Source organism: Priestia sp. D51, assembly GCF_053345675.1.
In genome coordinates this window covers 905,073-923,594 of record NZ_JBLTIR010000001.1, presented here as the reverse complement: position 1 = coordinate 923,594, position 18,522 = coordinate 905,073, and the positions used below count along the sequence as shown (strand labels likewise).

Sequence of the window (18,522 nt, the reverse complement as noted above, 5' to 3'; positions counted from 1 at the left end):
CCCTCCTTTTTTTGTCTTATCTATTTACTACCCGAAATAGAACGCTTCTAACATTCACATGCAAAAAAACCGCTTGTTTATCAAGCGGATCCTTTTACTGCGTGTGTTCAACATACTGTTTTTTAGCTAAATATAATTCACGACTCAGCGTGATCCGCCGTTCTCTCAAGTTCCTTAATTTAACTTGAAACTGTTCATTAGTTGGCTCTTCTTGAATTAAGCGATACGTAAAAGAAATATCTTCATTTAACTGTTTAAAATCTTCCCATATTTCTTGAACGAGTGCGGATTGTTTGTCTTCAAATGAACGATTTTGCTTCGTTTTTAGCGCGGCTAAAATTTCCTGCTGCCACGTTTCGTCTTTTAGTTCTTTTGCTAACAAGTATAGATCTAAATAATCATCAACGCTTAGCGCCTGTTGTGTATTTTTCAATGTCATCACCTTTTCTATACGAAATGTTTCTTCCTAAGAAGAGGATTTCATCATAGAAAAAGATTCCTCTTCTTATCTGTCAGAGCTAGGCTATGCTGGAATTAGCACCATTCAATAATTGTGGTTGCTGAGGCTTCAAAGGGCCAGTCCCTCCACCTCTCTAGATAAGAATATTTCGTTTTTAAATTATTTCTGACTATTCTAATATGTTTTATAGGTTACGTCAATAGCTTTTCAATAAAAAGAAAAAAGAAGTAAAATATGGTATGATTTTATAAAGGATGGTGAGCACATGAAACGATATATGTTATCTGCTTTTTTGGGAAGCTTGCTGCTGCTTCTTAGCATTGCTTTTTCATCTACTTTCCACGTTGCAATTGTCAAAACAACCGGAAGCATTGGAGGGATTATTTTAGCAGCGGCGGCTTTAGTTATGAACGCGCTTGAAGATCCTCCCTCCTCAGGTAATACAGGTGCCGGAGCTGTTGAATCACTGGATAAAAGCACCGTTTGGGCTACTTATTTGCTTTTACTTTCATTACCGAACCTCATCGCATGTATAACATCTTATGTTTTATGGACTCGCTGACATTCACCAACATTACGGACGTTTTGCCACCTGTAGGCTCATTGATATTTGTTTATCTACAAATCCAAGTTCACGGTACACATGCTGTGCAAAATTCCCAGCATGAACGCTGAGTCTGATTTCAGGGTATTCTTTGATAGACAATTCATCAATTGCTTTTTGCATTAACGGCTTGGCTAGACCTTGCCCGCGGTATTCTGGTAAAACATATAACTCGTAGATAAAGCCAATTTCTGCTTTTGAAAAGAAGTCGGCAGATGGACCGACAAAAACCCAGCCTGCAAGTTTATTTTCTTGTCTAGATACTAAATAATAACACCCTTTTTCAAGGGCATTATCAATTAGTTCATTTACGCGTTCAGTTGACGGTTGAAACTGATGCGTTGTTCCTTCAAACAGCGCATCAGCAGATTTCTTCCGAATTTCCTGTATTTCTTCTTCAGTAGCTTTTGCAATCATCACAATCTCTCCTTTCGTGTTCGTTTTCCACATACAGAGATAAATTCCTGCAAAAAAAAGTCTTCGCCTAAGCGAAGACTTTTATTTAAATTCAAAATGTTCTTGATGGTTGCCTTGTTCATCCGTCCAGTTAATCATGATGTCTAAGCCTGCCGCTTTTCCAGGAACAGCAAAATTGGCATAGCGAAAACGCTGACCGCTTTTGCTTAAGTTAGACCTTTCAATAGGAGAAAACAAGCTGTATTTCGCCTTATTTTTTCCTTCGTGCCGAAAAGCTTGGACCTGCACACGCTCTACGTCTTTTCCAATGTTTTCAACGGTTAATCCATATGTATGATAGACGTTATTTTTCCACTTTAGCTGATTATCTCCCGTCATGCTCGCTTTTGTCAGTTCGACCGACCATTGTTCAGATGATTTCTTCATTGGAAGTTTCTCAATCGAAAGAGCGCTGACATGAATGGTTGCAAAAGCAAGCCAAACAAAACAAAAAGTGCTGACTGTATAAAGTAGTCTTTTCATAGATTTTGATCTCCTTAGAAATTTTAGTAGTAGCATCTCCTATTACCTTAAAAATTATGATAAACACTTTAACAAAAAAGCCTCTCCATTCAGGAGAAGCTTCTTAATTAATGCATCAGCAAATCTTTTTGTGTGTCTAACGAGTGTTTTGTATATAAATCTCTTTCAATCGCATATTTAGGACGCTGTTTCACTTCGTTGAAAATCTTGCCAATGTATTCTCCGACAAGACCTATTCCCATTAGCTGCAGGCCGCCTACAAGCCAAATTGATAAAATAAGAGACGTCCAGCCAATTTGCGTATGATCTAAATATTTTTGAATCAGCGCATAAATGCCAAACAAAATACTAAAGAGAAACGAAGCTCCTCCAAGCAGCGTCAGTAAGCGTATAGGTGCTACGCTAAAAGACGTAATCCCGTCAAATGCAAAAGCGAGCATTTTCTTTAGCGGATATTTTGACTCACCCGCCGTCCGTTCTTTGCGGTCATATGTGACTTCCGTGGAGCGAAATCCTACTAATGGTACAAGGCCCCGCAAAAAGACGTTTCCTTCTTTATATTTCATGAGTTCACCAAGAGCACGTTTGCTCATAAGGCGAAAATCAGCGTGATTTTGAACGAGCTGAATTCCTAGCTTGTTCATAAAACGATAAAACCCTACTGCCGTGGTTCGTTTGAAAAATGTATCGGTTTCTCTGCTGTCTCGAACGCCATATACAACTTCATACCCAAGCCAATATTTCTCTACAAAAGTACGAATGACGCTGATATCATCTTGCAAATCCGCGTCAATGGAAATGACGCAGTCAGATTGCTTATGAGCTGCTTCTAGTCCTGCAAGCAAAGCATTTTGATGTCCTACATTTCGCGCTAACTTTAACCCTTTTACAAACAAATTGCTGCAGCTTTCTTTTTCAATAAGCGACCACGTGCTGTCTTTACTTCCATCGTCTACAAATAAAATAGTGCTTTCACTTGATACAAGTCGTTCATTAATCAGTTCTTTTACTACAGTAGTTAATTGAAAAGACGTCTCTGTGAATACTTCTTCTTCGTTGTAGCATGGAACCACGATCGTTAAAATAGGTCTGTTCATGTTATTGCCCCCTTACTTTGCTTCATATACATACACTTTCCAAGCGGACTGTTTATCGTTAAATGCTTTTAAAAAGTGCAAACCGTCGCTTTCAGCATTTTCAATTGGCACAGCTGAAAAAATATAGCGACCGCCCATTTTCTTAAATTGGCTGATATTAAGCTGCAAATGATGGATTTTTTTCGTTGAGTCTTTTCGGTAATCATATTTTTTCCCTAGCTCGCTAACAAACACATAGCAGCGATTGCCCCAATGATCATAGTAGCTTTCTAGTTTTTTATTTTTATCAAGCTCTTTGGCAATAATTTTGCGAAACTCATGTTTATATGTTAACGGATAGAAGTTGTTATACGTATCTAGCGTATAAAAGCCGTTATACTGAGCAATTGATGGATGAAGCCCTATGCTCGCTACGCGATAAGATGATTTAGGTTTTCCAATATATCTACTTATTTCATCAAATTGATGCACAGCATAAAATTCTTTGACTGAAGGCTCGTGATTGTAGCGATAGTAAAGTTCAGGATTTGCTATAAATAACACAAGCAGCTGTAAAATCAAACATACCCACACAAACTTTTTCCACGCCTTGCTCCTTTTCCATAAAACATAGCTGCCAGCGGCAAACATCAAATAAATAATGAGCGGGCGTAAAAAGTGAAATCTAGCAAAGTTGAACGTATTAAAAAGCTGATATTTTTCTTTTAGCGGCTCCCAACCTTTATAAAACCAAAACGCATACCAAATCGACAGTAGTAGATTAAGAATAAATAACTGCAAAAACGTTTTTTCAAGCTTTTCCTTGCGATTTCGAGCAACAAACCACAATACGACAAAAGAAAGCGGCAAAATGACAAAAGTATGAAGCGTCATTACATGCGTATGCCCGAGCGTATAGTTCTTCAAAGCAAGGCGAACGGAATGTCCAAAGCTTAGAGTAGAGCTTAAAAATTCATTTCGACTCGTCGGGGCCTCCGGAAATAAAAGCGAATCAACAAGTCGGTATTCAATGAGCAGAAAGACAGCAGTCATCGCTGCAATACTGCTTAAAAAAGGAATATTCCACGCTCGTTTTTTTACTACGTCTCTTAGCCATAGCAGCCCCATCGCTGCTAAAAAGAAGAAAAACCCGAGCACAAAGCTCGCGTAAAACGGGAGCAGTAAAAGTGTAAGCCATTCCTTCCACGTTCCTTCGCGGTTTCGAATGGTTAAAAACGCCCACAGCGCCAGCGGCTGTCCTAATGTACTCAGCATGCCCGAAGGCCAAAATGGCGTAAGTGCAAAAGCAAGCGATACAAGCACTCGAATCGCATACGCATCCTTGCTTTTAATAAAATGCTTTTTTAATAATAAATACATTCCAATTAAAGCAAATACGCGCGTGATCGTTTGACTCAGGCTGTATGCAAGCATGGTCGGGAATACACCATACAGCCACTGGATACCGCTAAATTCTGTTCCAAACGTATTCCTCGGCAATCCGTTAATAATTTGAGGTAATACGGCATGACTGGAGCCAAACAGCTCTCCGCTTCGATGCAGAACTTTATACCACGTAATATTTGAGTCTAAATTATCATGCACGCGTATATGTGAATTTTCCCCAAGCAAAAACATAGGAGATACATACGCAAGCAGCAAAAGGAAAGCGATAATAAGCAATGTTTTTTCTTTATTCATAGCTGTTTCTTTCTTCATCTGTTAACACCTATTTCCATTTCATAATGACTAAAAGCTAATCGTGGACGACTGCTTCTTTTTTTGTATTAAATACAAAGTATTTTTGACCCGTATAATTTAAAAGCGTATACAGACCTGTTCCAATTAATATACCGACGTCTTTTTTGAACGGACGCACCGCAACAGGAAGTTGATGCAATAACCAGCTGGAGAACTGCAGTCCAATATAGTAAGACAAGCCGTAGCAAATGCCGATAACTAAAATAAAACGCAGTATGCTTTTTGATAAATGAACTCCGCTTTTAAACGTAAATATTCGATTTAACACGTAGCTGACGACTGCCCCCGCTGCATTGCCGACGAACGTCGCTATCCAGTAATGATGAAAGATATGAAGCAGCACATACATAATGGAGAGACCTACTGTTGTATTGACCAGTCCCACTACTAAAAAACGTACAAAAGATCCTTTCATATAAACTCCTTTTGATTTTGATACTTTCATAAAAATTACATATTATGACTTTAAATACAGTTTCAGTGTAGCAACTCCACTTAAAAATCTAATGAAAATAACATTAAAAACAGATGAAAAAAAGCTAAAAGAATCAATAAAAATCAGGATTCTTTCAGCTATTTAGTAGAGCCTTCAATCATTAATTTTTGATCGCTTTGATTATCAAACGCATCCACTGCCGCTACTTCTATTTGATACGCAGTATGAGGCTGCAAACCGGATAACGGAAGACTTAAAACATCCGGAACAGGATCGCTGTAATATTGAGAAAATGCATTATATGTTTTGACCACTTTTCCAGTTTCTTTATTTTTGACGGTAATGCGATAAGAATGAACCATCAGATTATCCACCGCTTGCGTAAACTGGATATAAAGCTGATTTGCTGAAGCTTTTTCTTGTATAACAGAAATAGTAGAGCTTGGAAGAAAAATCGGTTTTACTAAATCTCGCTCATTCGTGTAGTGAAATTTTTTTGTATCTGCAGGTATGTCAATTTCCCACGCTTCTCCCGTCCACTTATTTGCGTGAAAATCCCGCCTTTTAACGACTACTTTTCGATTATAAACCTCTACAAGAAGACCTTGACTCACATCTCGGTAGCCAGGAGGAAGTTCACCTTGTAAATATCCAGCACCAGGCCATATATACCGAACAGAAGACGTTGCAAGAGAAGTGAAATCTCTTTGAAAAATAGTACGAGGGTCGTCCAACGGATGGTGGGTATGACCAGAAAACGTAATGACCTGCGGATAAGGTTTTAACGTATTGTAAAGAAGCTGTTCATTCACTTCTATCCCCCATCTGTTTTTCCCGTACAATGTATTGTTAATAGGCTGATGAATAAAGACAAAAATCGGTTTTTTAGGATCATCTCGCTTTGCTATCTTCAACTGTTCAGCAAGCCAGTTAATTTGTTTGATTGAATAATCACCGGCGGTCAGACGGCTTTCTGTTCCAAGCATGATAAAATGATATCCTTTTATCACTTGATGAAAGTAAAGAGACTTCATTTTGGTTTTAGATAAAAAACGCTGCTGCGCTTGCTGATTGGTTACACTGTCCCGGTATTCATGGTTGCCAATTGTAAAAAGAGACACGGCCTGCGACTGTTTATTTTGATTATAAATAGAAAAAAAGCGATCGTATTCTTTTAACGCGCCTGTGTCGGCCAAATCTCCTACGACTACAAATGCATCTTGTTTCGGTGCCTGTTCATTTAATTGCGTTAATGCATGTTGAAAAGTACGCAAATCAAGCGTTCCTGTTTCCTTAATATGAACATCACTGATCACAGGAAAAACTAGCTTTGGTTCGATGTATCCGCTTCGTCCGCTCTTCTCTTCAGCTCGTACATTTAAGGTAATCCCGCATATAAGAACACTTATTAATACTAAAGCGAGCCAGTCTTTTTTCAGCGTTTCCATAAAACCGCCGAGCATGATGCTTCCTCCTTCCTTCACTGCTGCGTCTCAGTCATTTTCTCTACGTGTATGAGCTTTTATTTTATGTAATTTCAAAATATCTAATCGTATAGTTTCAATATTTCTTTTCGTGTTTGCATACACTATGTTCACAATCAATTCATTACACTTTTCCTAGTCATAGTGGTATGATTTTCGTATATTACAGACTAATTGTTGAAAATGTAGGAGTGAATATTTTGAAAACGGTCGCTGTTATTGGAGGAGGAATTACGGGCTTAACCACTCTGTACTATTTGCAGAAACTAAAACGAGAACGTAATCTTCCGCTTAAATTATTATTACTAGAGAAACATCCCCATCTAGGAGGGAAAATCAATACGCGTGAAGCTGGGGAATTTATTATGGAAACAGGGGCGGATTCTATTGTGGCTCGAAAAGAAAACGTTATGCCTCTGCTAGAAGAGCTGTACTTAACAAACGATTTAGTCTATAACGAAACGGGCAAATCATTTATTTACTCTGCTAATGAGCTGCTTCCAATTCCTGAAGATACCATGTTCGGTATTCCAACAAGCGTGGAATCTCTTTTTAAAAGCGAGCTGATTTCTTCAAAAGCTAAAATTACAGCTTTAAAAGACTTAATTACTAAAAATACAACGTTTACGAAAGACAGCTCGATTGGACTCTTTTTAAAACATTTTTTAGGAGAAGAGCTAGTAGAAAAGCAAATTGCACCTATTTTATCGGGCGTCTACTCTGGCGATTTAGACAAGCTCACGATTTCTTCGACTCTCCCGTATCTGCTCGACTACAAAAACACGTACGGCAGCATCATCAAAGGAATGGGCGCCAATGAAAAAAAATTTAAAACGGCAGGAAATAAAAAATTCATTTCGTTTAAACAAGGTTTATCAACGATTATTCACCGCTTAGAAGAAGAGCTTTCTGATGTAACGATTTTAAAAGATACGCCAACCACCAGCATAAAACAGTACGATGAGCGCTATCAAATCACTACGCCGGGGCAAGCCTATTCAGCGGATTACGTGGTGTTAGCTACACCGCACACGGCTGCTCAGCATCTGTTGAACGATCCCGAACTAAACGAAGACTTTGAGCAGTTAAAAGATTCTTCTCTCATTAGCGTGTACATCGGCTATGACGTTCCAGACGAATACCTTCCCGATGAAGGCACCGGGTTTATTACCTCTCAATCAAGCAACTTAATTGCCAATGCCTGCACGTGGACGAGCAAAAAATGGGCTCACACCTCTAAGCGAGGGAATTTGTTAGTTCGCCTGTTTTATAAAAGCACGAGTCACCACTTTGACAGCCTGCGGACGATGTCAAAAGAAGAGCTGCTAGCAGTGGCACAAAAGGACATTAAAAACAGCTTAGGGATCAAAGAGCAGCCCATTGAAAGCGACGTAACAAATTGGGATAAATTGATGCCTACCTATCACCTTAAACACGGTGAACTCGTACGCAGCTTGACTCAAAAATTGTATGACAAGCACCCCGCTATTACATTAGCCGGCTGTTCTTACTATGGAGTGGGGATTGCAGCGTGTATAACAAACGGCAAACAAACGGCCGAAGCTATCTCTCAACAGTTGACTTAAACAAGGTTTGAAAACAATAAAAGGCCTGAAAATAAATATATTATTTTCAGGCCTTTTATTACCTTTTCGTTAGCATATAAAGCTACTTTCCTTACTATTAACAACTCTTTTATCGCTTTTCTTTTTGCAAAGCAGCAGTAGCAAACAATACAAGATAGCGCTCGTCTGAAGTTAATCTAAGCCAATGTTTCACTTTATATCTCACAGGTTTCCGCTCCCTTCCTTCAAGGTTTTATATGGAAAGACTTTATATAAAGATTCAATAATGATAAGAAATGATGCTTGATATGTATTTTATTCCCACGCACGCTTGTTTACAAACTTTTTTAAGCATAAGACTCTTCGTTTATTTCCCTGAAAATAACACTATTTTCGCCATTATCATCTTACTATTTGAGAAAAAAGTGTACATTTCTTGCCTATTTTGACGAACATTGCGATAAATAAAAGCTGCCAACTGCGGCAGCTTTTATGTTAAAGGACTAATCTAATTATATTTCCTGATGGATCTTTTGTGATGAAATCTTGGTTTTCTTTAGACACAGCTGCTCCGATTTCACGAAGCTGATTTATTGCCTGTTCCCTTGCTTCTTCAGCTGGAAAAACAAGTGTAAATGAGTCCAAACCAACGCTGTTTTCAAGAGGACTAGGCGCTCCAATTCCATTCCAAACGTTTAGTCCGATGTGATGATGATAGCGGCCAGTTGAAATAAACAAGGCTTGATTATGGTAATTGCTCACAACCTCAAAACCTAATCCATTTCGATAAAAGTTTTCCGTTTGCTCTAATTCAGAAACGTGAAGGTGAATATGTCCCATTAAGGTAGCTGAAGGTAATCCTGTCCATGGTTTACCGTTTCCTTCAGATAATATCGCTTCTGCGTCTAAAGGTTTTGTAGCCATTACTACTTCACTGTCATTCCATTCCCATGTACTTGACGGACGATCTCGATAAATCTCTATGCCGTTTCCATCTGGATCTGCCAAGTACAGCGCTTCACTCACTAGATGATCAGACGCCCCTTGAAGCGGATAACCGCTATTTAACAGATGCTGCAGAATACTTCCTAAATCAGAACGAGTCGGCAACAATAGAGCAAAATGATATAAGCCTGTTGTACGAGGCTGTTTTGCTGTAACGCTTTCCGGCTGTTCAATCGATAAAAGCGCCGTGCGTCCATCAGCTGTTAACAAGGCTTTGTTCTCTTTTCTCCCTAAAAGTTTAAACCCGATTATTTGCTGATAAAAAGCAAGTGAACGCTCTAAATTTTCTACTTTTAAATTTACTTTCCCAACAAATACATGGGGTGCACGGTGAAAGTTCATGATTATTTCTCCTTTTAAATAGATCATTTTTTAATTAACTTACTTTATGTAACTTATTATATTTTTATAACTTTGTTTCGTCAAGTTATTTATTTTAGTATCATAACTTAAAACTCATATTACAGCATAACCAATTAAATAAGCCCGCCTGCTCATAATATAGTATGAACAGGCGGGCTTATTTACCATTAGGCTATGCATAAACTATCAAAACAGTTCTCTGCTTTTACGTTTTGCATTTCCATTAACAAAATACTGTATTCTCTCTTTTTGCTCATTTGTTGGCTTCTTATACGTTTCACATTCAAACTGAAAACATGCTTTTTCTAAATCGACTTCATTTCCTACAATTTCTCCAATCGCACTCAATTGGTTTAAATCTCTCCAAAGTTCCTCAGAAGTTTCAGGGTCAAAATGAGATGAAAGATAATACTGCGCATCATATTTTTTAAGTTCTCTCTGAATCCGCTCAAGGTCTTCTTTATCATAACTCCAGTCACCGCTATAAAAATCTGGACATAGACAATCACCTAAAAACAGTACTTTTTCTTTGGGGACGTAGACAACGGACGAGTCCTGCGCGTGTACCCCTCCAATATGCTGAATGCAACAAGTGATTCCACCTAGGTCAACTTCCATATGATGATGAAACGTTACGTCCGGCTCCCGTAAAATTAACGTCTCTCGACACGGCATTTCTTTCTTTATCATATCCCGGCAAAATTCGATTTCCTCCCCTTCCTGGACGCGTTTATCCAAGGAATCATCGTCCCAGCGCAGTGTCTTTAAATAGGCCAGCTTTTTCTTCGTCAAATGATGGCTGATTGTATATTTGTTCATTGCATGAATGCCAAATGTATGATCCCAGTGCCAATGCGTAATAGCTACTCCTTTGATTGGAGGGGCTCCCATTTTTTCCACTTCTTCTAAAAATGATGATGCATGCGCAGGAGAATTCCCAGCATCTACGACGAAACTATACTTTTCCCCGCATATAAGCCCGAGCACCGGCCGATCCGTTTCTTCAGAATGAGGAAAGTAATAAACGTGGTCCGTTAGTTTTTTCAGCATATTTACACCTGCTTTATGTAGTTTAATAAAAACCTCTTTACTAAATGGTAAATAATGATAAATAAACTGTATCATACTCGGTGCTGCTTGCCTATCCCATTAGCTGGTATTCGACTTTTCTTGAAAAGCTATAACTTTTTCGGGCTCTGCTGCTTTGTGCTTTAAGAAGATCATCACACTAATCATCACAATCATGCCTCCCGCTAGCTGAGAAATGGTTGTCATTTCTCCAAGCAAGAAATAGGCGAGAATGATGGCACCAATTGGCTCGCCTAAAATAGCCATCGAAATCGTTGTAGCACCTACATACTTTAACAGCCAGTTAAATAAGGCGTGACCAAAAATATTAGGAATAAGCGCTAAAAGCAAAAAGATCCACCAATCCTTTGTGTCATACTGAGTCAGCGATACGTTTGTACAAATATTGTAGACAAATAGAACCAGTCCACCGATTAAAAAAACGGCGAAGCTATAGATGATTGGAGGCATTTTCCTGCATAGATCTTGCCCCGCCAGCATATGAACAGAAACGGCCACTGTACCTAAAACAGAAAGTAAGTCTCCGTAAAGAGCCGTTTTAGATACTCCGATATCGCCCGATGCGATAATCACCGAGCCGCTAACAGCCATTAAAATACTGATAACTCCTACTTTGCTTGTTTTTTCTTTAAATAAAAAATAAGCTCCAATCACTACGAAGACCGGCTCGAGCGCAGTCAAAATCATCGCGCTAGCAACTGTTGTATGTGAAAAAGATTCCATCCAAAACAGAAAGTGAAGCCCTAAAAACACGCCTGATACAGCTAGCATTAGCCATTCTTTTACCGTGCTGTTTTTAAAAAGAATTTTCATTTTTCTCCATGGTAAAAACGGTAAAAATAAAAGGACGGTAAACAGCAGTCTATACATTCCTAAAATAGAAGCAGGCGCATCCGACCATTTAATTAAAATAGAAGAAAAGGAAACGGCTAATACACCAATTAAAAGAAAGACAGGAGGCGGTAAAGGAAGAGTTGATTTATTCATGCCATTACTCCTTTTAAAATCTCTTTTTTCATATTTACTACGGGAATATTCACTCCCCCTCTATGTACGATTTCTTTTTTCTCTATGTAAAAGCCGATTGATTCATACAAAGCTATATTACGAGAAACACTCATTCTCACCTTGCATGATAAACTTTCCTTACCACACTCTTTGGCGTATGTTTCTAACCATTGAATAAGCCGTTTAGCCAGTCCTTTTCCTTGAAAAGCAGGAATAACAGACAGACGGTAAAAATATAAGCTCGTTTCTTCTAGCGTAAAACGCGCCATCGCTACGGGCTTATTTTCAACGTATAAAATGACAGCTTCTTTTCCATGCTTTAACGATTGCATAATAGATTCCGTTGTTTCATCAAGAGCACTGGAAGGTGGGACAGAATCGCGATAGACGGAGAAGGCTTGCAGCATAAGATCGTGAACTGTAGCAGCGTCCTCCGGCTGTGCTAAACAGTAGTTCATAAATTTTACCTTCTTTCTATAAAAATTAAGTATATCGAATTATTATACAACACCACCTATTTTTTTCCTACACCTTTTATTGATTTTTATTAAGGAGAGTAACCTCTTTTTACGCCCTTATATCCTCTTAGCTTTACTCCATTAAACTATTAATTCATTAGCACACACTCTTGAGAACTTTTTGTCGAAATTGTTAAAATTCTGTTGGGAGGGAATCATCATGACATTTTCTTGGCTTATACCTTACATAGCCGTGTCACTTATCATTGTCTTAATACCAGGACAAGACATGATTTTTGTAATGACACAAAGTATTGCTTCAGGCGTCAAAGCAGGCATCAAAACCGTACTGGGATCCATTACGGGAACATTTGTACATACTCTTTTAGCCGCAGTGGGGCTATCTATTATCTTTCAAAAATCAATTATTGCCTTTACGATTCTAAAGGTTGTAGGTGTTCTGTACCTGCTGTTTTTAGCCTACCAATCGTTTCGCGAAAAAAGCGGTCCGTTGGAATTAACAGAAAACGTTCAGCACCACCATCACTTTAGAAAAGGATTTGTTAGCAACTTAACCAATCCAAAAGTAGCTATTTTCTTCATTACGTTCTTACCGCAGTTTGTTAATTCGTCTCTTGGACATGTAAGTTTGCAGATGATTTTGTTTGGGATCATCTTTATCGCCGAAACGCTCATCATCTTTTCACTTATTGCGCTATTTGCTTCTGGCCTTGGGAAGAAAGTCAAAAAAAGCCGTATCTTTCAGCACACATTAAAATATGTAAAAGGAACCGTTTTTGGGGTACTTGGCCTAAAACTTTTATTTTCTAGCAACAATTAATTAAAACAAAATGAAATTTCTTTCATCCCTGCTGTTATCACCTTTTCATACCCGCTTCATTTGTCATATCACCCTATTTTTCCATGTGAGGTTAGTTGACAAAAGACCAAAATTATTATTTTATATATATATAAGGTTCAGATTTAGCAACAAGATTCGACAAGGATAATGAAGAAAAACAGCGGGGAAATAGAGAGATCTATCTAAATAGAGGGAAAATTCTATAAATTCACGTTTTTTATTATTATTCTACTATAATTTATGAAGAGGTGAAACTATGCAAGAAGTAGTTCAAGGTTTTGTTAGTTCAATCAACGAATTTCTTTGGTCCTACTTACTGATTGCGATGCTGATTGCATTTGGTTTGTTTTTTACATTCAGGTCAAAGTTTTTACAAATTCGGTTATTAAAAGAAATGGTTCGTGTATTAAAAGAAGGTGCGGATAGCTCTTCTAAAGACGGAATTTCGCCATTCCAAGCGTTTTGTATCAGTATGGCAGCCCGCGTTGGTACGGGGAACATTACAGGTATTGCGATTGCGATCGCTTTAGGGGGACCTGGTGCTGTATTTTGGATGTGGGTGCTTGCCGTTATCGGTTCAGCTTCAGCATTTATCGAAAGTACGTTAGCACAAATATACAAAGTAAAAGACAAAGACGGCGGCTTCCGAGGCGGACCGGCTTACTATATGGAAAAAGGGTTAAAAAAGCGCTGGATGGGCGGACTGTTTGCTGTCTTAATCACTTTATCATTCGGCTTAATTTTTAATGCTGTACAATCAAACACGATTACTCTTGCGTTTGAAAATGCGTTTGGAACAAATCGTTTAGTGTTAGGAATTATTATGACAGTGGCTTTCGCTGCCATTATTTTTGGCGGAGTTAAGCGTATTGCAAAAATGTCAGAATACATTGTTGTGGTACTAGCTGTTGCCTATATTGCAGTAGCACTTTTCATTATTATCATGAACATTCAAGAAATGCCTTCTCTTATTGCGTTAATCGTTAAAAATGCATTTGGTTTCGATCAAATTGCCGGAGGTTCTCTTGGAGCAGCTCTTATGCAAGGAATTAAACGCGGATTATTCTCAAACGAAGCGGGTATGGGTAGTGCGCCAAACGCAGCCGCAGCTGCAACAACAAGCCACCCGGTAAAACAAGGATTAATTCAAGCCTTTGGTGTATTAACGGATACGCTTATTATTTGTAGTAGTACTGCCTTTATCATTTTACTTTCAGGTACTTATACAAATAAAAATTTAAGCGGTATTGAATTAACACAAGCTGCTTTAAGCACTCATATTGGTTCTTGGGCAACAGGTGCTCTTGCAATTATGATTTTCCTATTTGCGTTTAGTACATTAATTGGTAACTACTACTACGGAGAAACAAATATTGAGTTCTTGAACACGAATAAAGCTTGGCTGATGACTTATCGTGTTGCTGTGCTTGCAATGATCGTGTTCGGTTCTATTTCTCAAATTCAGCTTGTATGGGACTTAGCAGACCTGTTTATGGGCTTTATGGTAGTAGTCAACTTAATCGCAATTCTCCTGCTCTCGAAAGTGGCCTTTGCCGCACTCAAAGATTATCTTGCCCAAAAGAAAGCTGGAAAAGACCCTGTCTTCTATCAAGACAGCATTTCTGGACTTGATGATATTGATGCATGGGATCATTCAAAAGATAAATCTAGCTCGAAAGAAGCGATCTAATAAAAAAAGCCGTGAATATTCACGGCTTTTTTATTGTGCAAATTTACTTCTTTTTTTCTTCTAGTGAAGCAGTCTAAGACTAACCAAATACCTATAGTATAAATAAATTACGCTGTACGGAATCCAGTAGGAAAAAAATGTCCAGCCGAGATTCCATCCGTTTCCGTATATAACTCTTTCCATATACATATACGTTCCTTCTAAAAATGTTGTAAACAGCGCTATAAGAAAAATAAAAAAATGAGGCTTTCCAATTCGCTGGATTAAAAAAATCATATAGCTGGCCAATACAGGATAAACACCTAAATTAAAAGGCAGCGCTTCTAATGCTTCATTTTCTAAAGAAGTCCGGAGTTTCCAAAAGCCATAATAGCTCCCTAATTCATTGATAACGATTGCTAAAATGCAAAAAGCAGTTCCTACTAAAGGCAGTAAACGACGATTTCTAGGATGTAAATAGAGGATGCCAAAAATCCAAGGTAAAACAAACGCCAGCGCTATATTGATAAGCAAGAATATCCGACCTTTTTCTTTCTAGTATGCCACACCGCAGCTTTTTCTAATCATCTCATTATCTTGAACGCAGCAAGTGTAAAAGTATCTTATCTCTGATCGTTAAAACAGAGTGCTTACTTTATGATTACTGTGGTTCGTCCCTTGCTTTTTTCATTTATTTTAATGAAGCAAATTCAGCGTCTTTTTTCTGGTAATAGTTTTGAACTAAACGCCCTGATAAAGCAGCTAATACCTGCTGAAATAACATCCCTAATACGACCGGTACAGCAACGGGAGCTGGAAAATAAGATACGGCTAATACGGCTCCGGCGCTAATATTTCTCATGCCTCCGCAAAACGTAAGCGTCACAACTTTTGCTCGGTCCCATCTTAGCCATTTGCCAATCATCCAGCTGAAGAAATAACCAGCTGAACTCATTAAAAAGACAATCACGATAATAAACAGCAGTTTTTTATCAATATGTTTTAAATAAGGTGCAATCACTCCCCCGTTTACCATAACCATCACACTTAACCCTATTTTCGAAACAGGTGCCAGCTTTGGTCCTAAGGTCTGCTTAATTGTTCCTTTTGTATATTGATTTAAGCACATGCCTAACAGAGATGGAAGGACAATCATAAAACATAAATCTTTGACTAACTTTAGCGCTTCCAAATGTACGGTGTCTCCAACCACCAATAAAAGCGTATAAGGAACGATAAGCGGTGCTAAAAGAGTATCAATTAAAATAATGGATAGTGCAAGAGGAATGCTTCCTTTGTAAATCGAGACCCATATAAAACTAGTCACTCCCGTTGGAATAATTGCTGCTAGCAAAAGACCCGTGCTTGTAAATACATCATGTGGAAAAATCACTTGGCCAACGCTCCAAGCCCATGCCGGCATAAAAATATGTAAAACAAACAGAGCCATAATGATTGGAAATGGACGGTGTATCGTGGCATTTAACTGGTGAAAGTTTGAATTCAAACTTCCGGCAAACGTCATTAATGCAAAAAGCCATGGAATTAAGAAGGTATACTGACTTAATGATGAACCGATAAGAACTCCTATGAGCAAGCTGACCGGCGTAATAAACGGCATCAATTTTTCTAGCATTCTATTTAATTGACTTAACAAAGCTTTCTCCCTCCAACGAACGTTTTAAATAAATAATAAGATAAATTAATGGTTATAATATCACCTATTTATTATACAACTTATTTTCAGACTATTGTCTGTCTCTTTTACTAAAAAGAGATATATTCATAATTATCACTTAAATAGATTTACAGGTATTTTTGTGCTATTTTAATAGGGAAGAAGCTTTTAAAAAGCATGAATTTAGGGTAAAGAACACTCTACATAGGAATGCTTTCAATTGACGGATATAAATGGACTGTAGCACAGTTTTGGTAACTAGGAGGATTGTATGGATTTTTTGAAATCTCTATCATCATTAGATGATTGGAAAAAAATCGTGATTGCGATTGGGATCTTTTTGATCTTTTTAATTCTTCGCAAACTTTTCACGACTTATTTGTTTAAGTTTATTATTGGTTTTGTCAAAAATAAAAAAATCAATTTAATTACGAGCGTTTTAGAAGCTTTTGAAAAGCCGCTGCGCTGGATTTTTGTGATTATTGGTTTCAAGCTTGCTCTTCCCTATCTTCCCTTTGATGTTTTAACAGCCGATACGGAAAGACATTTAGTTCGTTCAGCTTCTGTTGGCCTTGCAGGATGGGGCTTGTATAATTTAGCTGCTTCTACCAATTTATTTTTTGCAACGTTTGCCAAAAATTTTGATATCCAAGTGGATCGAATCATTATTCCTTTTATTGAAAAGTTTATCCGCATCGTTGTTGTTATGCTTTCTATCTCCATCATCGCAGAAGAATGGGGTTTTAACGTAAATGGCTTTGTAGCGGGTCTTGGCTTAGGTGGTCTTGCTTTTGCCTTAGCCGCAAAAGACACCGTTAGTAATTTATTCGGCGGAATCGTAATTATTACTGAAAAGCCTTTTACCATTGGAGATTGGATTAAAACACCAAGTGTTGAAGGCGTTGTAGAAGATATTACGTTTCGAAGCACCAAAGTTCGAACGTTCGCTCAAGCAGTCGTAACGGTTCCAAATGCTACTCTTTCTAATGAACCTATTATTAACTGGGCTAAAATGGGGAAACGTCAAATTGCCTTTCATTTAAACTTGAATTATAATACACCAAAAGAAAAGTTAGAAACCGTAGTGGCAAGAATTAAAAAGATGCTGACTGAGCACGAAGAAATTCACAATGAAACGATTCTTGTAAATTTTGACGGTTTCTATGAATCTAGTTTAAATATCTATCTGTATTTCTTTACAAATACAACCGTTTTTGCTGATTACTTAGATGTAAAAGAAAATATAAACTTCGAAATTATGGACATTCTTGAAGAAGAAGGCGTAGAATTTGCTTTCCCTACGCGCACACTCATCGTTGAGCAGGACGGAAAGCTTTCTGGCAATCCAAAAGAATTTCTAGAAAGTGCTCGAAGCTAAAAAAAGCTGACTTAGTAGTCAGCTTTTTTTCCTTTCTTCTTTAGTTTGAAATGAACATTTGAGTCCAGTAATGACCGTAGCTTCCGCCTTTAGCGTAACCTACTCCGATTTCGGTAAATTGACTTGATAGTATGTTTTTACGGTGACCTTCGCTATTCATCCATGCGTTAACCACTTCTTTTGGAGTTGCTTGTCCAGCAGCGATATTTTCACCTGCTGTACTGTATGTAATACCAAATTTTTTCATCATGTCGAACGGACTTCCATATGTAGGCGATGTATGACTGAAATAGTTTTTATCAATCATATCCTGCGATTTATAGCGAGCAACGCGAGCTACTTCCCAATTAGATTTTAAAGGTTTAAGCCCTACTTTAGCACGTTCTTGATTCACTAGCTGAACCACTTGCTCTTCGTATGAACTTCCCGCTTTATCTGTTGGTATGGTAATTTTTTGTCCCGGGTAGATAGAATTAGGATTTTTAATAGCAGAGTTCGCTTCAATCAGCTCGGAAACGCCAACCTGATATTTTACTGCTATTTTCCACATCGTATCGCCCGATTGAACGGTATGTACGGTTGCTGCTTGCGCAGTGTTATTAAGACCAAAAGCTAGAGTGACAGACAACAATGTTACTAATAAAAGTTTTGATAGAGTTTTCATACTTTTATTAAAGCAAATTGATT

Annotated in this window: 19 protein-coding genes and 1 riboswitch; of the genes, 5 read left to right on the top strand and 14 right to left on the bottom strand. The window is 38.0% G+C overall.

Annotation, left to right across the window (positions count from 1 at the left end; all coding sequences use genetic code 11):
* Window positions 1–94: 94 nt before the first annotated feature.
* Window positions 95–439 carry a hypothetical protein gene (locus tag ACNHOZ_RS04810; RefSeq protein ID WP_230624677.1) on the bottom strand — a complete coding sequence of 115 codons (345 nt, stop codon included), beginning with the start codon at window positions 437–439 and terminating at the stop codon, window positions 95–97.
* 63 nt (window positions 440–502) lie between these two features.
* A riboswitch (SAM riboswitch) is annotated at window positions 503–604 on the bottom strand.
* A 121-nt stretch (window positions 605–725) separates the two neighbouring features.
* Between ACNHOZ_RS04810 and ACNHOZ_RS04805 the strand changes: the two genes are divergently transcribed.
* Window positions 726–1,022 carry a hypothetical protein gene (locus ACNHOZ_RS04805; RefSeq protein ID WP_014458607.1) on the top strand — a complete coding sequence of 99 codons (297 nt, stop codon included), beginning with the start codon at window positions 726–728 and terminating at the stop codon, window positions 1,020–1,022.
* Between the two features lie 12 nt (window positions 1,023–1,034).
* Here ACNHOZ_RS04805 and ACNHOZ_RS04800 read toward each other — a convergent pair whose 3' ends face one another.
* The 6 genes from ACNHOZ_RS04800 to ACNHOZ_RS04775 all read right to left on the bottom strand — a co-directional run bounded on the left by ACNHOZ_RS04800 (window position 1,035) and on the right by ACNHOZ_RS04775 (window position 6,739).
* Window positions 1,035–1,481: a GNAT family N-acetyltransferase gene (locus ACNHOZ_RS04800; RefSeq protein WP_048019990.1), complete on the bottom strand. Its 447-nt coding sequence runs from the start codon at window positions 1,479–1,481 to the stop codon at window positions 1,035–1,037.
* 81 nt (window positions 1,482–1,562) lie between these two features.
* On the bottom strand, window positions 1,563–2,003 hold the full coding sequence (locus ACNHOZ_RS04795; RefSeq protein ID WP_028415071.1) for a hypothetical protein: 441 nt from the start codon (window positions 2,001–2,003) through the stop codon (window positions 1,563–1,565).
* A gap of 107 nt (window positions 2,004–2,110) precedes the next feature.
* Window positions 2,111–3,100: a glycosyltransferase family 2 protein gene (locus ACNHOZ_RS04790; RefSeq protein ID WP_048019921.1), complete on the bottom strand. Its 990-nt coding sequence runs from the start codon at window positions 3,098–3,100 to the stop codon at window positions 2,111–2,113.
* 12 nt (window positions 3,101–3,112) lie between these two features.
* The gene (locus ACNHOZ_RS04785; RefSeq protein WP_048019920.1) at window positions 3,113–4,798 is read right to left on the bottom strand and encodes a DUF6044 family protein; all 1,686 of its coding nucleotides are present in this window, start codon (window positions 4,796–4,798) and stop codon (window positions 3,113–3,115) included.
* Between the two features lie 37 nt (window positions 4,799–4,835).
* Complete coding sequence (locus ACNHOZ_RS04780) at window positions 4,836–5,255, bottom strand: GtrA family protein (protein WP_048019919.1); 420 nt, start codon at window positions 5,253–5,255, stop codon at window positions 4,836–4,838.
* Window positions 5,256–5,413: 158 nt separating this feature from the next.
* A complete protein-coding gene (locus ACNHOZ_RS04775) occupies window positions 5,414–6,739 on the bottom strand; it encodes a metallophosphoesterase (protein WP_033579882.1) in 1,326 nt (441 codons plus the stop codon).
* 221 nt (window positions 6,740–6,960) lie between these two features.
* Here ACNHOZ_RS04775 and ACNHOZ_RS04770 point away from each other — a divergent pair, with 221 nt between their 5' ends.
* Window positions 6,961–8,346, top strand: coding sequence for a protoporphyrinogen oxidase (locus ACNHOZ_RS04770; protein WP_447697049.1), 1,386 nt, complete (start codon window positions 6,961–6,963; stop codon window positions 8,344–8,346).
* 474 nt (window positions 8,347–8,820) lie between these two features.
* Here the strand turns inward: ACNHOZ_RS04770 and ACNHOZ_RS04765 are convergent, their stop codons facing one another.
* From ACNHOZ_RS04765 to ACNHOZ_RS04750, 4 genes are all read right to left on the bottom strand, one after another.
* Window positions 8,821–9,672, bottom strand: a complete 852-nt coding sequence (locus ACNHOZ_RS04765) for a VOC family protein (RefSeq protein ID WP_033579880.1) — start codon at window positions 9,670–9,672, stop codon at window positions 8,821–8,823.
* Window positions 9,673–9,879: 207 nt separating this feature from the next.
* On the bottom strand, window positions 9,880–10,818 hold the full coding sequence (locus ACNHOZ_RS04760) for an MBL fold metallo-hydrolase (protein ID WP_048019917.1): 939 nt from the start codon (window positions 10,816–10,818) through the stop codon (window positions 9,880–9,882).
* 24 nt (window positions 10,819–10,842) lie between these two features.
* Window positions 10,843–11,769, bottom strand: a complete 927-nt coding sequence (locus tag ACNHOZ_RS04755) for a DMT family transporter (RefSeq protein ID WP_048019916.1) — start codon at window positions 11,767–11,769, stop codon at window positions 10,843–10,845.
* A complete protein-coding gene (locus ACNHOZ_RS04750; RefSeq protein ID WP_048019915.1) occupies window positions 11,766–12,248 on the bottom strand; it encodes a GNAT family N-acetyltransferase in 483 nt (160 codons plus the stop codon). The genes ACNHOZ_RS04755 and ACNHOZ_RS04750 overlap by 4 nt, the downstream gene beginning before the upstream one ends.
* A 220-nt stretch (window positions 12,249–12,468) precedes the next feature.
* Between ACNHOZ_RS04750 and ACNHOZ_RS04745 the strand changes: the two genes are divergently transcribed.
* Together ACNHOZ_RS04745 and ACNHOZ_RS04740 are read left to right on the top strand one after the other, a co-directional pair.
* Window positions 12,469–13,089 (top strand): LysE family translocator, encoded by a 621-nt coding sequence (locus ACNHOZ_RS04745; RefSeq protein ID WP_028415080.1) that lies wholly within the window; start codon window positions 12,469–12,471, stop codon window positions 13,087–13,089.
* Window positions 13,090–13,366: 277 nt separating this feature from the next.
* Window positions 13,367–14,800 (top strand): alanine/glycine:cation symporter family protein, encoded by a 1,434-nt coding sequence (locus ACNHOZ_RS04740; protein ID WP_048019914.1) that lies wholly within the window; start codon window positions 13,367–13,369, stop codon window positions 14,798–14,800.
* Window positions 14,801–14,860: 60 nt separating this feature from the next.
* On the opposite strand, the gene ACNHOZ_RS04735 is transcribed toward ACNHOZ_RS04740, so the two are convergent.
* Both ACNHOZ_RS04735 and ACNHOZ_RS04730 read right to left on the bottom strand, forming a co-directional pair.
* On the bottom strand, window positions 14,861–15,313 hold the full coding sequence (locus tag ACNHOZ_RS04735) for a CBO0543 family protein (protein WP_048019913.1): 453 nt from the start codon (window positions 15,311–15,313) through the stop codon (window positions 14,861–14,863).
* Window positions 15,314–15,470: 157 nt separating this feature from the next.
* Window positions 15,471–16,436, bottom strand: coding sequence for a bile acid:sodium symporter family protein (locus tag ACNHOZ_RS04730; RefSeq protein WP_048019912.1), 966 nt, complete (start codon window positions 16,434–16,436; stop codon window positions 15,471–15,473).
* 292 nt (window positions 16,437–16,728) lie between these two features.
* Here ACNHOZ_RS04730 and ACNHOZ_RS04725 point away from each other — a divergent pair, with 292 nt between their 5' ends.
* Complete coding sequence (locus tag ACNHOZ_RS04725) at window positions 16,729–17,835, top strand: mechanosensitive ion channel family protein (protein WP_025750169.1); 1,107 nt, start codon at window positions 16,729–16,731, stop codon at window positions 17,833–17,835.
* A gap of 40 nt (window positions 17,836–17,875) precedes the next feature.
* Here ACNHOZ_RS04725 and safA read toward each other — a convergent pair whose 3' ends face one another.
* Window positions 17,876–18,499 carry a SafA/ExsA family spore coat assembly protein gene (safA, locus tag ACNHOZ_RS04720; RefSeq protein ID WP_074677042.1) on the bottom strand — a complete coding sequence of 208 codons (624 nt, stop codon included), beginning with the start codon at window positions 18,497–18,499 and terminating at the stop codon, window positions 17,876–17,878.
* Window positions 18,500–18,522: the final 23 nt, after the last annotated feature.

Bases quoted from the DNA above. Each gene is read 5' to 3' on its own strand.
- ACNHOZ_RS04810 (WP_230624677.1), bottom strand. From the start codon at position 439: ATGACATTGAAAAATACACAACAGGCGCTAAGCGTTGATGATTATTTA.
- ACNHOZ_RS04805 (WP_014458607.1), top strand. From the start codon at position 726: ATGAAACGATATATGTTATCTGCTTTTTTGGGAAGCTTGCTGCTGCTT.
- ACNHOZ_RS04800 (WP_048019990.1), bottom strand. From the start codon at position 1,481: ATGATTGCAAAAGCTACTGAAGAAGAAATACAGGAAATTCGGAAGAAA.
- ACNHOZ_RS04795 (WP_028415071.1), bottom strand. From the start codon at position 2,003: ATGAAAAGACTACTTTATACAGTCAGCACTTTTTGTTTTGTTTGGCTT.
- ACNHOZ_RS04790 (WP_048019921.1), bottom strand. From the start codon at position 3,100: ATGAACAGACCTATTTTAACGATCGTGGTTCCATGCTACAACGAAGAA.
- ACNHOZ_RS04785 (WP_048019920.1), bottom strand. From the start codon at position 4,798: ATGAAGAAAGAAACAGCTATGAATAAAGAAAAAACATTGCTTATTATC.
- ACNHOZ_RS04780 (WP_048019919.1), bottom strand. From the start codon at position 5,255: ATGAAAGGATCTTTTGTACGTTTTTTAGTAGTGGGACTGGTCAATACA.
- ACNHOZ_RS04775 (WP_033579882.1), bottom strand. From the start codon at position 6,739: ATGCTCGGCGGTTTTATGGAAACGCTGAAAAAAGACTGGCTCGCTTTA.
- ACNHOZ_RS04765 (WP_033579880.1), bottom strand. From the start codon at position 9,672: ATGAACTTTCACCGTGCACCCCATGTATTTGTTGGGAAAGTAAATTTA.
- ACNHOZ_RS04760 (WP_048019917.1), bottom strand. From the start codon at position 10,818: ATGATACAGTTTATTTATCATTATTTACCATTTAGTAAAGAGGTTTTT.
- ACNHOZ_RS04755 (WP_048019916.1), bottom strand. From the start codon at position 11,769: ATGAATAAATCAACTCTTCCTTTACCGCCTCCTGTCTTTCTTTTAATT.
- ACNHOZ_RS04750 (WP_048019915.1), bottom strand. From the start codon at position 12,248: ATGAACTACTGTTTAGCACAGCCGGAGGACGCTGCTACAGTTCACGAT.
- ACNHOZ_RS04745 (WP_028415080.1), top strand. From the start codon at position 12,469: ATGACATTTTCTTGGCTTATACCTTACATAGCCGTGTCACTTATCATT.
- ACNHOZ_RS04740 (WP_048019914.1), top strand. From the start codon at position 13,367: ATGCAAGAAGTAGTTCAAGGTTTTGTTAGTTCAATCAACGAATTTCTT.
- ACNHOZ_RS04725 (WP_025750169.1), top strand. From the start codon at position 16,729: ATGGATTTTTTGAAATCTCTATCATCATTAGATGATTGGAAAAAAATC.
- safA (WP_074677042.1), bottom strand. From the start codon at position 18,499: ATGAAAACTCTATCAAAACTTTTATTAGTAACATTGTTGTCTGTCACT.